We start from the raw sequence: 13,472 nt of genomic DNA, 5'->3' as shown, positions 1-13,472 counted from the left end.
GCAGATAAGTGCAGGGAAATCAAACGCAAAAAAACACCCGCCGTTGAGCGGGTGCTTTTAATTCTACGATATTACGTCAGATTCAGTGACGAGCCGCACTTAGTCATTGGCCCGATCAGTCTCTTCTTCGACTTCGTCGCCAGCTTCTTCCGCGGCATCGGCGGCGTCATTTGAAGCTTCCTCAGCGGCATCGGCAGCGTCGTTCGCTGTGTCTTCGGCTGCTTCAGCGGCATTGTTGGCTGCTTCTTCTGTCGCCTCGGCCGCTTCATTTGCGGTTTCAGCCGCCTCGTTTCCGGCCTCTTCGGCAGCGTCTTGTGCATCTTCAGTCGATTCATCGACCGAATTGACGACGTCTTCGTACGTTTCATTGATGCTCTCACCGGCATCGTTTAATGCGTCGCCCGCTGCATCGGCGGCGTCATTAAGAGCTTCGCCGGTCGCATTGACGGCGTCGCCGACGCCTTCTGCGGCGTCGTTCGCCCCGTCTTCGATGGCCTCACCGGTCTGATTCACGTCGTTTTCGAGATTCTCGCTGAGATTCCCTTCATCGCTCGTGGCGGCGACCACGACCCAGCCGACGAGCAGTGTCGCCACGATGATTGCGATAATGGTGACAGTGGCTTTCATTGGTCTTTCCTTCAGCAGTAATAAACTCAGCTCGCTAAGTAGTGATCGAGCCGCGGTGTATGTGACGAGTAAGTGTCAAGTCGATTCGCTCAAACGGTCGGTGCTTTGCGACCGAAGATCAGCGAGACGACGAACAAGATCAGAAACACGACGAACGCGATCTGAGCCGCGGTTGCCGCCATCCCTGCCGCGCCACCAAACCCAAGGGCGGCTGCGATGATTGCGATGACAAGAAACAGAATTGCCCAACCCAACATGACATGTTCTCCAATTATGGACCGAAGTGACTCGTAACGTTTCGGCCAATCCAAGGACGCAATCGCGATGCCAATTAACCGACCCCAGCCGGCAATATTTCTTATCTCGCGTAATCAGAAGAAGTTAGAACGACAGCCTGAAAGGGTTAACAGCTCGCAATCGACAGCAACAAATAACTCGGCTGATCGGTGATCAACCCTGCTGTACTATCACGAATCGCCGCATTGCTGCGGCGGACACGTCAGACCGCAGGCTCGATACCCAGCCGTCGAGGGAATCAACGCGGGTTGGCACGCAGGTGCCGCGCGTGCCAGATCGCCCGACATATTGATGAGAGGCCGGGCTGAAATACGTCGAGCAACGTCGCATTCACCTGCGGCACGACTTAAGCCCGCCCACCGCGGTCAAGCCATTTCGGCGGGTTCAACTTCCACGCTGCTGCCGATCGTGATGCCGAACTTCGCGATGCGGTCGCGGATCTTACCGCGTGTGATGCCGAGGATGCGGGCGGCTTCGGACTGGTTGCCCTTCGTGTGCTGCAACACGCGGGTCAGGATAATCCGTTCGGCAACGGCAATCGCGTCGGCATAGACGTCTTTGGCATCGCCGTCGAGACGATCTTCGACGAACGAGAGGAGATTGCTTTCCCGCATCTCGTTTGATTCGGAGCGATCGAGACTCTCGGACGGTCGGCCCGAGTCATCCCGTTCATCGTTCGGCGTCAGCAGATCGCTCGGAAGAAAATCGGCCACAATGACCGGCCCCGATGCGGTGACCACTGATTGCCGCACGATGTTCTGCATCTGCCGGAGATTTCCCGGCCAATCGTACTTTTTGAGAATCCGCAGCGCTCCCGGCGAAAAGCCTTCGATCTCCCGGCGGCCCAGATCGTTCGCCGCTTTCGACAGGAAATACTGAAGCAGAATCGGCACGTCCTCTTCCCGCTCACGCAGTGGCGGCAGGACGATCGTCATTCCATTGAGGCGGTACAGGAGGTCTTCCCGAAAGGTCCCTTTATCGACCATCTTTTCCAGATTGCGATTCGTGGCCGCGATGATCCGAACGTCGGTGCGGATCGTCTCGTTGCCGCCGACTCTCTCGAATCGCTGCTCCTGCAGCAGGCGAAGCACTTTCGCCTGAGTGGCCGGGGACATATCCCCGATTTCATCGAGAAAGACGGTGCCGCCGTTGCACTGCTCGAACTTACCAATGCGTCGGCGGTCGGCGCTCGTAAATGCTCCCTTCTCATGGCCGAACAGTTCGCTCTCCAAGAGCGTGTCGGGGAGGGCGGCGCAATTGATTTCGACGAACGGAGCGTCCGATCGTTCGCTGTGCTGATAGATCGCTCGAGCAACCAGTTCCTTGCCGGTGCCGCTTTCGCCGCGAACAAGTACGGAGACCGGCTGCTTGGCGACTCGTCCGATCGATTTGAACACCTCCAACATTTCGGGGCACTGGCCCACGAATTGATCGGGGCCTGCGCCCAGCGCATTCTTCGTCGGCAGGACGACCGGCTCGCTCATCATCCGACGAGTGCGGATCGCCTTCTGAACGAGCTGCAGCGTCGGCTCCAGATCGAGCGGCTTTGTCACATAATCGAACGCCCCCAACTGCATCGCCTCGATCGCGGTCTCACTGTCCGCGTCGGACGCCATCATCACAACCGGGAGCCGAGGGTCGATCTCCGCAATTTGGCTGTAGATGTCGAGTCCTTTCGACTCGCTCATTTCGACGTCGAGCAGCACGACATCGGGTTTTTCCCGACGGACGAATTTGATTCCATCCTCAGGATCGTCAGTGCCACGCACTTCGACCCCCGTTTGCGCCAAGCCGTATGCGATCCCTCGGTAGACGCCCTCATCGATATCAAACACGAAAACTGACAATGCGATCGCTTCCCGTATATTGTGGCCGTAACTTCAACCTGGCCCGCGATCAGCGAATACTCGCGACACAGACCGACTCGGCAGCATACACCTCGCCATTGATTGCAGGATGGGTGGGAACCGTAAATTTGACCCCGGCGGATAGATTGCGGACAAATCGAGGCTTGACGCCGAAATTGACCTGCCCAGCCAGCCGACAGCCCTTCGCAAGACGTTTACCCGCCAAAATTGCTATGAACGATGCCTGGTTGATAGCGATCGGGACCGGCGCAGTCGCGGTCATGTTGATTTCATCGCTGCTGCTAAAAGGCTCAAGGTTGCTCGCCTATTCACCCAAAGTTAGCGGAGGGCGAGATTTTCTGATCGCACGGACGCCTTGGACTTTGAGAGCGCTATCGCTGCTCAGCTACCGAAGACTAGTGATCGTCGATGCCCAAGAACGATCCATCCTCATTCGCACCAATTGGCTGTGGGTCTGGCCGAGCCGGCGATCGATCGGCTTTGACGAAGTCGCCGCCATCCAGATTTCGGCCGATGACTGGAATCCGAGGACCGACGCCGGATTCTCGGGCGATCAAATCGACGCCCTGGCTGCTTGGGTGAGACTCCATGACTCCAGCCGCGTGATGCTGGCCCGCTTCGTCGGTGCCGGTAACTTTCAGGACGGTCATCTCGATGGACCCCTGCTGTTTCCTGTGATCGACGAAGCCGTTCAAGGCCTGTTCGACGCCTTCGGTTCTCAGGGCGCGGATCTGCGGGACTACGTCAATCGCTTGGAGAAGATTCTCGATGTTCCCCTCGAACGCGTCGGCTGACGAATTCGATTGAGCGTTCCCTATCGCAATTATCCCGTCAGTGTAGCGGCGTCCGGCGGCGATTCTTGAAAATCCGCAGGCATTGCGCGTCCGAAAGCCGCCACAGTTGGCAGGAATCTGCTCTAAGGCACGCCGTCGAGGTTCTCTGGCACCTTCAGATAATAGGCCCAGACCATCCAGCAGGTCAGACCGAATGCCAGCCGGATCGCGGATCGGAACATCCAGCCCTTCATCCGCTCCGCCATTTCCGCGGCATGTTCGGTGAGCGTCTCCTCGACCCGTTCCTCGACCATCCGGCGTGTGCTGAAACGACCGAACGTGAATGTTCGCGACGCCCAATCGATCGTCGGGTGGCTGGCCAGTTCCCCCTGATTCAGCACCGGATCGGTCTCCGCTCGGTCGAGCGTCGAAGTCCGACGGAGTACCAGCCAGTCGTTGTAGAGCATCACTCCGGCCAAGCCGACGATCAGAATGCCGCAGAGCGGGTGGCCGAAAACTTCGGAAATCGGCAACGTCGCGTAGCCCCACACAAAGTGATTGCAGATCGAATGAATGAGTGCCATCGCGAATGCGAGTGCGACCGGAACGAGGATCGAAAGATCGATCGCTGAGACGCCATGCTCCTTGATGATCTCCAACATCCGCGGCCAGCGGTCGGGAAATTCGCGAGCGAACGCCACGCAATTGCGATAATAATTCAGCCTCAATCCCACGTTCACGATCAGAACGAGGACCAGGTAGTATTCGTAAAGACTCAGCAGGTCGAACATCGAAGCGCGGTCGCCCCCAATGGCAATTGCCGCGCGATCAGGCGGCGTCTCGGTCACGAAGCAAGGATACGTCACGCTCGATAATCGACGCTACGGCACTTACCGATCGACGGGTCGGGAAATCCCCGCGGCCCTGAGCGATTCCGGTTCGATGCTGGAATCGGCCCGACACGGCGTGTACGGTCGCAGCAGCTCGCCGATTTACGGTACGGACCTTTGAGGCGTTATGTGCGGCATTGTCGGACTGTTCGGGGACACGCAAGAAAATCTGATCGACGCGATGCTCGAGCGGCTGGCCCATCGGGGTCCGGACGGCGAGGGCGTTCATCGACTGCCGGCAGGTGCGACGCCGATGCCGAGCCGAATCGGTCACCGGCGGCTGGCCATCATCGATCCCGACGAAGGGCACCAACCGCTCGTCGATAGAGCGAGCGAAGGTCGGCGGGCGATCGCCGCCAACGGGATGCTCTACAACTACAAGCAGCTCCGGGAGCACTACGGAGCGTCGAACTTCGACACGAAATGCGATGCCGAGTCGATCTTTAAAGCCTGTCAGCATGAAGGCGCCGGCGGCGTCGACATGCTCGACGGCATGTTCGCGTACGTTTACGTCGACGGCGACCAACTGATCGCCGCCCGCGATCCGCTCGGCATCAAGCCTTTGTACTATGCCAAAGACGGCGACCGGCTGCAGTTTGCCTCCGAAATCAAAGCGTTGCTCGATGCCCCCGGCAAAGTCGAGGAATTCCCCGCCGGGCACGTCATGACGACCACGATCGGATCGGGCGACCTTAATTTCCGGCAGTACTACCACGTTCCGCCGCCACACGAGCAGATCGAAGATGCGGTCGAAGCGGCCAAGCTGGTGCGTGAAACGCTCGAAGCCGCGATCGAAAAACGGATGCAGACCGATGTCCCCCTCGGCTGCTTTCTCTCCGGCGGACTCGACAGCTCGGTCATTACCGCAATGGCCGTCCGGCATCAGCCCGATATGCACACCTTTGCCGTCGGTGTCGAAGGATCGGGCGACCTGAAGGCGGCCCGACTCGTCGCCGATTATCTCGGCACGCAACATCATGAGTTGCTTATCACTCCGGAGGCCGTCCGCGAAGCCCTTCCCGAAATCCTCTATTATCTCGAGAGCTACGATCGCGATCTCGTGCGGTCGTCCGTCCCCTGCTGGTTCGTCAGCAAATTGGCAACCGAGCACGTGAAGGTAGTGCTGACCGGCGAAGGGGCCGATGAGCTCTTCGCAGGTTACACATTCCACAAAGATTACCGCGACGATGGGCAGCTCGACGCCGAGCTGCGCCGCGGGCTGCTTTCGATGCACAACATCAATCTGCAACGTGTCGACCGCATGACGATGGCCCACGGACTCGAAGCCCGCGTCGCGTTTCTTGATCCCGCGATGATCGAGGCGTCGATGCGCATCGCGCCGGCACTCAAACTTCCGACGATCGAGGGCGTTTCGGTCGAAAAGTGGATTCTTCGCAAGGCCGTTGAAGACCTACTGCCCCGCGAAATCGTGTGGCGGGACAAACTCCAATTCGACGAAGGCAGCGGGCTCTCCGATCTGCTGCAGGAGATCGTGCCCGACCGCACGAACCGTTTCGAACTTCCTGACGGTCGTCATCCGCGAAGCGACGAAGAAGCGTGGTATGCCCGCACGCTGGGCGATCGCTACGCAGACGACCCGACCATCTTCGCCCTCACCGCCCGCTGGGAAGACAACCGCGTCGCTTAGACCTCAACAAGCCGCACTTCCTGTGAAGTGCGGATCGAACAAGGGGCGAGGCGGATCGGTGCGCACGCAACGTGTCTCCACGATCGATCCGCGGCTCTCAGGAGCCTCGGATCGTTAGCCTACGAGTTCTTTCACGCTCCTGGCGATGCCTTCGGGGTCGAGGCCCTGGTAGCCCATTTGTTGCCACAGGCCGCCGGAGCCTTCGCGGTGGACACCGATGTAATCGTACTTGCCGGTGAAGCCGCGCTTGAGGAGTTGGCTGCCGAAGCGGGAACCGAGCCCCGTCTTCACGTTGTAGCCTTCGGCAACCATCACGAACGGGGCCTTGGCGAGTTTGGCCATCATCGCTTCATCGTAAATGTTGAGCGTCGACTTATTGATCAGGCCGACATCAAGGCCCTCTTCCTTGAGGCCAATGACGGCATCGAGGGCGCGATAGACCGTTTCGCCGAATGAGACGACATAGCCGGCGGTCCCTTCTCGAATCACGTCGTCTTTCCCCGCGACGAACTCGTAGCCATCGCCGTAAATTAAATTGCCGTCCTCATCGAGCAGGTCGGGCACCGGGGCGCGGTTGGAGAACAGGAATCGAAGGCCGGGATCGAAGAAGATTTTATTTAGGCAGGACCGCAATTGATGCTGGTCCGCCGGGAAGTAAAGCCGCGTCGGATGATGCTCGTCGAGTTCTTCGATTCCGCCGTCGGCGAACAGGCTGTTGATCCCGAAGTGACAGGAGTTGTCGGCCATCTGATCGCAGCCGGAGTGCGAGAAGTGGCAGAGCACATTCGAGTAGTTCATCCGGGCCATCGTGACCTCGGAAATGATCATTTCGAGGAAGGCAGAGAACGTCGCGTAGATGCCCTGCTTGCCTTCCTCATAGCCAAAACCGGCGGCGGCTGAGAAGTTGCCGCGCTCCATAATCCCGCCGCGGACGAACACCTCGGGATGTTCCTTGCGAATCGAATCGAGGCCGCACGAGCCTTCGAGGTCGTTGTCGAAGACTCGAACACTGGCGACGCGGTCTTCTTCCGACATGCCATCAAGAAGTTCGTTGACGATCTTGCCGAACAGTGAGCGGTTCTTACCCATGTCGCCGCTGCCGCGGTATTTGGGCTGCGACGGGCCCTTCTCGACGCTTTCTAGAAATGCGACCGCTTCGTCGAGGCCGCGGCCTTTCAGATAGGTCAATGCGGCATCGGTCGGAATCACGTCGTGCCCGTGCGTCGAGCCTTCGATGCCTTCGATACCCGGGGCCATCGGTCGTTTGTTGATCAACGCGACCGGACCCTCTGACGTAACGGCCGCACACATCCGCGAATAGAGGTCGTCGAGGTCCTCGCCTTTGCCGGTGTTCACATCGAGGCCGTGCCCCTGCAACGTTGCGGCGACGTCGTAGCCCTTCATGTAATTCGACGGGTGCCCGGCGATCGTGACGTCGTTGTCGTCGACCAGCAGTTTGATGTTGAGATTCTCTGAAACGGCTAGCCGAGCGGCCTCGGCATCGTTGCCTTCCATCTGCGAGCCGTCCGAGCCGAGCAGAAAGACGACGCTATCCGGATTCGCCATCGCAACGCCGTTTGCATATGGCCACATGTGGCCGAGCCGACCGGAGGAAATCTTCACGCCGGGCGTGAAGTTGCGTTCAGGATGCCCGGGGAGATGGGCGTCGAATTCGCGGTAATGCAGCAGCCGTTCGTAGTCGAGTTCGCCCTCGAGAGCCGCCATCAGGTATTGCGTCGCCACACGGTGACCCGCTTCGTCAAAGAAGATCGGCACAACACCGGGTTGGCCGCCCTCTTTGGCGTGCAGCATAAAGCTGTAGGCGATCATGACCTCCGGCACGGTGTCGTAGGCCCCGCCGGTGTGACCGCCGACGCCGCGCGCTCCGCCGACGGCGGTGAAGAACACGATCGCGTCGCGACAAAGCTGAATGTTCGCCTCAAGCGTTTCACGCTGCTCGTCGGTGAGCGTTACCGAACTCGGATCGAGCGGCAGCGGCTGGAAGGCATCAAGATCGATCGGGAAGGCAGTAGCGGTGCTCATGCCGGAGGACTCATTACGAACGAGGAGACGACGAGAAAAGGCAGCGAGAACGGAACGCCCCTGACAGGCGAGCTTTTAGCCGATCCCGCGTCGAGTTTCAATTTGCGGCGGATCATCTTCGCTTGCCGCAGCATCTCTCGCCAGCGGAGCCGTTCCCAACTCCTGCGTCTATTGGTCGAACTGAACCGGGATTTCAGCGTCTACCTCGGATCGGGTCGATAGTCCTCCTGTCGCATTGCGAGCGAGCGGCCACCGTCAGAATTCGCCGATCACCACCCCGTCTCGTCGGTTGGCCAAGTTCATCTGAATCGTCGAGTCCAGATTCTCGCTCAGAAATCGGACCGAGCCATCGCCGAGAAGAAACTGCACGCCGCCTGCATGCCAGCTTGCGAAAGAACGGACATTTGAGCCTTCGATCAATGAATTGTTGTTCGTGTGAATACCTCGCATCACGCCGCTGAAAGTGACCCCACTAAACGTCGCACCAAGCCAATGGCCGCCCAGATACGTGTCGGTCCCTCCGAAAACCGTCCGTTTGCCATAGCAGCGTTCTCCGACCGCCAGAGTATTCGACAAGCCATCGGTCACATCCCGAAATTTGACGGCACTTCCCAGGTACATCATCCCATTCGCTTCGGCGTCATTGCCGGCCGGCAGGTTTCGAGACGAACCGTCATTATTGTCGTAAGCTCCGTACACGGCGATATAATTCGAAGTCGAGACGTAGTCGTCCGGATCGTTGCCGTATTCATCGTTCAATGTCGGTGCGATATCGGAGGGGCAACGGTAAACCGAAATGGCCGTCCGTGCCGCAGCCGTTTGCCGAACATCGCCGACACGATTCGCCCGTGGATTAAGAGCCTGGTAAATAGCTTCCCGTTCTATCTGCGGCAGGATCATCACGCCCCAGCCGAAACCGTGATAGAAAACCGAGCTTGTCCCTTCATTGACCATTTGCATCGCCGAGGGCAGTGACGATGCGACATCGTGATAATTATGGAGTGCGAGTCCGATCTGCTTCAGGTTGTTCTTACATTGAGATCGCCGCGCGGCTTCCCGTGCCTGCTGAACCGCCGGAAGCAATAGCGCAATTAAGATCGCGATGATTGCGATCACGACAAGCAACTCGATTAATGTAAACCCTCGACGGCTCACGAAGAATCGCCCACGGCCGGATTGGCATTTCGTAGATGCCGACAAGTTCGCGCGGTACATCGATAAACCTATCATTGAAATATTGAGAAAAGAGCCACGAACTCGTGACTCGCATAACGACAGAAAGTGTGAGAGATAGACAGCCAGCAGTGATTTAATCGACCGCGGCGACTCCGCCTCCCCGACGAGAATCGGCAACGCCCTTTGCTGCTTCGGTCTCGGCATCGACAGCGATGCAATGAGCCGAACCTTGTCGAGACTTCCATAGTGCGACCGAATGCCCCATGCCTTCCAATTCCTCGGCGGCAGCGTCAAATAACTGCACCGAAGGGCCGGTTTGTTCGAATCGTATTTCATCTGGAAACCATTGATGGTGAAATCGAGGCGCCGCAACAGAGTCTTCAAGATCATTATTAAAGACCAGATGTTGAACGATAATTTCGCTCACCGTATTGATAATCGTGCGGCCGCCGGGGCTCCCGACGAGCAGGACCAACTTGCCGTCCTTCTTGATAATTGAAGGCGACTGCGAGCTGAGCATTCGCTTGCCGGGTGCAATCAGATTCGCAGTGGTGCCAATCTTCCCCCGCCTGTCGGTGACCCCCGGATTCCAGTTGAAGTCGCCCATCTCGTTATTAAGAAGAATGCCGGTCCCCGGCACGACGATCCGACAACCGAATCGTCCCTCCAAGGTATAAGTATTACTAACGCCATTGCCTTCAGCGTCGATGATTGAAAAGTGGGTTGTCTCGAGGCTCTCACGATTCGGAGGAGTCAATTTAATTCCGTCGGCCAAGTCCTCAGACGAAGTCGCCTGATCCTGGCCGATGCCATCCGCGAGGTTTGATGCGAACTCCTCCGTCCAGATCTCGGGATCAATCTCCACGAAGTCGGCGTCTCCGAGTCGAGCGGCACGTTCGCGAAACGAACGCTTCATCGCTTCGGCAGCTAGATGAACCCGCTGCGTCGTCCACGACGTCCCGGTCGTCTCAGCGATGCCGCATTTTTCAAGCATCCGCAACTGCAGCAGAATAGTCGTCCCACCGGAACTCGGCGGCGGCGGGCCAAAGTATTCAAAATTAAAAACGTCGCCCCGCACAGGTTTTCGAAGCTTCGCGCGATAGGAAGCAAGATCCTCGCGCGTGATCAGCCCGCCCGACTTCGACATTGATGAAGCGATCTGATCGGCAATCGATCCGACGTAGAACGCCTCTGCACCTTCACGGGCGAGCGTGCGGAGCGTCCGGGCGAGATCGGGTCGTTTCATGATATCGCCGGCAATCCACTCCTGATTGCCGGACGCTGCAAATACGCGGCGGAACTCTTGAAACTTTGGCTCGCGACGCACCGACGTCAGTCGCATTGTTTTGTTTAAAGAGTCGGCTAGATACTCGTCGACGACGAATCCTTCGTCCGCAAGATCGGCGACTGGACCAATTAATTTCGACCACGGTACAGACCCGTACTTTCGGTGAGCGAGAGCCAATCCCGCGATCGTTCCGGGCACTCCCGCCATTCTCGCATGACGACGGTCGGCCCAATTGGCAAAGCTGTCGACCGTGGCTGCGGCGGGGGCCGTCTCTCGATAGTCGACGCAAACAACCTCCCCGTTAGAAGGCGCGATCATCATGAATCCGCCACCCCCGATGTTGCCCGCTTCGGGCCATGTGACCGCCAGCGCCAGGGCCGTCGTCACCGACGCATCGACGGCATTTCCGCCGGCAGCGAGAACGTCACGTCCCAATCGGGCGGCGATCGGAGTTTCGCAAACGACTAAACCAAGATTGCTCTCGGCCGATGACGGAGGCCCAAACACCGGTTCTGCGGCATTGGCGACAGGCGAGGCTGATACGGCAATCGCCGCAACCAGATTTGTCGCTGCGACACCAATTAGTAATTCGCGTTTAATTCGGGAGAATCGAATCCGCAGATTTGATAACTGCAGTTTAGAATTGCAAATCATGTTTCTTGAACTTGTGGATTTAGTGGCAATATCCGGCGACCGCGGTCCACGCGATGACGGCGAGCCCCGCGGCGAAGCCCGCCGGAACCAGCTGAGTCAACACATGGTCCATCAAATCGGCGCCGGTCGTCATAGCGGTCAAGACCGTCGTATCAGAGATCGGCGAGCATTGATCGCCGAACGTGCTGGCGTTTAAGACCGATGCAAAACAGACCATGACGTAAAGCGTCGGCGATGAAAGGTCCGCTTCCGCCGACACGGAAACGGCAAGGGGCATCGCAAGGGGATAGACGACCGCATACGTCCCCCAACTTGTTCCCGTTGAGAACGCAATCGCGACGGTCAGAGCAAAAAGAACCGCTGGCATCGCCATCGGTTCGAGCGAATTTCCGAGTAAGTCGACCAAGTAGCGACCGCCACCTAGTTGCGACGTTAAAGTTCCCATGACGATCGCCATCATCAGCACGACGGAGCCGTATGTCGCACCTTTAAGCCCGTCGGAAATTCCCTGCATTAATTGAGCGATCGTCAAACCCCGAAACAGGGCGATCCCACAGGCGGAAAGGAGCGCGGCCCCGAACGCCCATCGCACTTCCGGCTTACCGGATACAACAAAGGTCCCGACGGCAATGCTGATGAGGATGGCCAATGGCAGGAGAAACTCCGCAACGTGCGGTCGATATCCTTCGGGCACCGCGGTGACATGGTCGATTGATGCATTCATCGGCATACTGCCCGGGCGGTTTAGTTGCCCCGTTTGTCGGGACCGCTCGACCGCGGCTCGAAATCGCGATCCGATGAAAGGGCCACGGTCGATCGCTACCAAGAATGTGCCGATGATGGCGAAGATCGAATAAAAACTCAGCGGGATCGCCTGAAAGAAAAACTGGATGCGGGCTGATTCCGTCGCAAGATAGGCGACCCCTGGCACAAGCAGCAATGACTGGATATATCCCGGCCAGGCATTAAAGGCGATTAAGGAAGCGACCGGTGAAGCCGTGGAATCGACGATATAAGAGAGTTCTTCGTGGCTGACCCGATTCGCATCAGCGAGCGGTCGCACCGCCGTACCGACGAGCACGGTGCTGATCGTCCCGCCTTGAAAGAAGAGAATTCCCAGAGCCCAGGCCACGACCTTGGCAGAGCGGGGACCTCGCACGAAGTGTCGGGCAGCCCAGCGGGCGAATGCTTCGGCCGCTCCGGTTCGCGACCACACACCGAGAAGTCCTCCGAGCAGCCAGAGGTAGAGAATTAAGATGCCGCTCGCTTGGGGCGTGCCGATGATCGGCACAAGGACGTCTTCGGTCAGGTCGTACTGTCCCAACGACAGAGCACCACAAAGCGCTCCACCCGCTAAAGAAACAAGAGGCTCGCGCGTCATCCAACACAGAGCGAGAGCGACGAAAGCGGGAAGCAGGGACCATACGCCGAAGTGTCTGCTGAGAGTTGCGTGAAAATACTTAGTCTGTTCGCCCGAGATCCATTGAATGATGACCGAGGACTCCGAGCCGACAGATTCTTCAGCCGCGGCGAGGACGAGATCGCCGACAGGTTGATCGACATCGTCGACGGCGTTGACCGGTACGATCTCGTCGTCGCTGTTCTCAGCCGCTGCTTGGTCGATTGCGACGAGATCAACAACCGCCGTCGGCTCGACATTGCGGCCGACCCAAATGGACGTGCAAACCGCAACAATCATCAACATCGCGGTCGCGATGCGCGAAGGCCGACTCAGGCTCGTTGGTGCCGAACCGTGCGGTGTTTCCCGATCCTTCGAGGCGATGTCGTCATTGGGCACGTCCGTTTCGGCCCGATCGTCGGCGGTCGCACTCAAGACTTAATGTTCGATTTTCTGGCTTCATGGCTCGATCGGGGCAAGCAACCGATCAAGACGCGGTCAAAATGATGGGAAAACTGTCGAAGCCTCCTAAGTACAACTCCGGTATGCAAGCGACGTGCCGAGAGGCGCGTGGTGCGACCCACGGCTCCTAAAACAGATCAGGGCATCAGAAACACGAACACGAGCCACCTCGACAGGCTGACACTCGCCCTGAGCCGTTAAAGACATTACCCAGGCTCGCCACGGAGAAAGCGGCATCCACGCGCATTGGAGCCCGATTCGACGCGATCGCGTCATTGGCTTCCCCGTCCGCGCTTCAACAACGCATTCGTCAACTCACTGGCCGCGCCCGAGTTGTGCAGACCACG

10 protein-coding genes are annotated in these 13,472 nt (G+C 58.4%); 2 read left to right on the top strand and 8 right to left on the bottom strand.

From position 1 onward, the window contains the following. Window positions 1–99 precede the first annotated feature (99 nt). The 3 genes from Pan189_RS02145 to Pan189_RS02135 all read right to left on the bottom strand — a co-directional run bounded on the left by Pan189_RS02145 (window position 100) and on the right by Pan189_RS02135 (window position 2,771). Window positions 100–627 carry a hypothetical protein gene (locus Pan189_RS02145; protein WP_145362321.1) on the bottom strand — a complete coding sequence of 176 codons (528 nt, stop codon included), beginning with the start codon at window positions 625–627 and terminating at the stop codon, window positions 100–102. 89 nt (window positions 628–716) lie between these two features. Next, the gene (locus Pan189_RS02140) at window positions 717–884 is read right to left on the bottom strand and encodes a DUF1328 family protein (RefSeq protein WP_145362320.1); all 168 of its coding nucleotides are present in this window, start codon (window positions 882–884) and stop codon (window positions 717–719) included. A 405-nt stretch (window positions 885–1,289) separates the two neighbouring features. Next, window positions 1,290–2,771 carry a sigma-54-dependent transcriptional regulator gene (locus Pan189_RS02135; RefSeq protein WP_310820969.1) on the bottom strand — a complete coding sequence of 494 codons (1,482 nt, stop codon included), beginning with the start codon at window positions 2,769–2,771 and terminating at the stop codon, window positions 1,290–1,292. A gap of 233 nt (window positions 2,772–3,004) precedes the next feature. On the opposite strand from Pan189_RS02135, the gene Pan189_RS02130 reads away from it, so the two are divergent. Beyond that, window positions 3,005–3,586 carry a hypothetical protein gene (locus Pan189_RS02130; RefSeq protein ID WP_145362319.1) on the top strand — a complete coding sequence of 194 codons (582 nt, stop codon included), beginning with the start codon at window positions 3,005–3,007 and terminating at the stop codon, window positions 3,584–3,586. 122 nt (window positions 3,587–3,708) lie between these two features. Here Pan189_RS02130 and Pan189_RS02125 read toward each other — a convergent pair whose 3' ends face one another. Next, window positions 3,709–4,431 carry a hypothetical protein gene (locus Pan189_RS02125; RefSeq protein WP_310820968.1) on the bottom strand — a complete coding sequence of 241 codons (723 nt, stop codon included), beginning with the start codon at window positions 4,429–4,431 and terminating at the stop codon, window positions 3,709–3,711. A 151-nt stretch (window positions 4,432–4,582) separates the two neighbouring features. Between Pan189_RS02125 and asnB the strand changes: the two genes are divergently transcribed. Further along, window positions 4,583–6,103, top strand: a complete 1,521-nt coding sequence (asnB, locus tag Pan189_RS02110; RefSeq protein ID WP_145362316.1) for an asparagine synthase (glutamine-hydrolyzing) — start codon at window positions 4,583–4,585, stop codon at window positions 6,101–6,103. A 114-nt stretch (window positions 6,104–6,217) separates the two neighbouring features. Here asnB and Pan189_RS02105 read toward each other — a convergent pair whose 3' ends face one another. From Pan189_RS02105 to Pan189_RS02090, 4 genes are all read right to left on the bottom strand, one after another. Next, window positions 6,218–8,146 (bottom strand): thiamine pyrophosphate-binding protein, encoded by a 1,929-nt coding sequence (locus Pan189_RS02105; protein ID WP_145362315.1) that lies wholly within the window; start codon window positions 8,144–8,146, stop codon window positions 6,218–6,220. Between the two features lie 255 nt (window positions 8,147–8,401). Continuing rightward, entirely contained in the window at window positions 8,402–9,301 is a 900-nt protein-coding gene (locus Pan189_RS02100; protein WP_310820967.1) for a DUF1559 domain-containing protein, read from the bottom strand. A 154-nt stretch (window positions 9,302–9,455) separates the two neighbouring features. Further along, window positions 9,456–11,264 carry a gamma-glutamyltransferase gene (gene ggt / locus Pan189_RS02095; protein WP_145362313.1) on the bottom strand — a complete coding sequence of 603 codons (1,809 nt, stop codon included), beginning with the start codon at window positions 11,262–11,264 and terminating at the stop codon, window positions 9,456–9,458. Between the two features lie 19 nt (window positions 11,265–11,283). Further along, a complete protein-coding gene (locus Pan189_RS02090) occupies window positions 11,284–13,098 on the bottom strand; it encodes a Na+/H+ antiporter NhaC family protein (RefSeq protein ID WP_145362312.1) in 1,815 nt (604 codons plus the stop codon). Window positions 13,099–13,472 lie beyond the last annotated feature (374 nt).

The sequence above is a fragment of the Stratiformator vulcanicus genome, from assembly GCF_007744515.1.
GTDB classification, from domain to species: Bacteria; Planctomycetota; Planctomycetia; order Planctomycetales; family Planctomycetaceae; genus Stratiformator; species Stratiformator vulcanicus.
The sequence above is the reverse complement of the archived record's forward strand: the minus strand, read 5'-3'. Positions and strand labels throughout refer to the sequence as shown.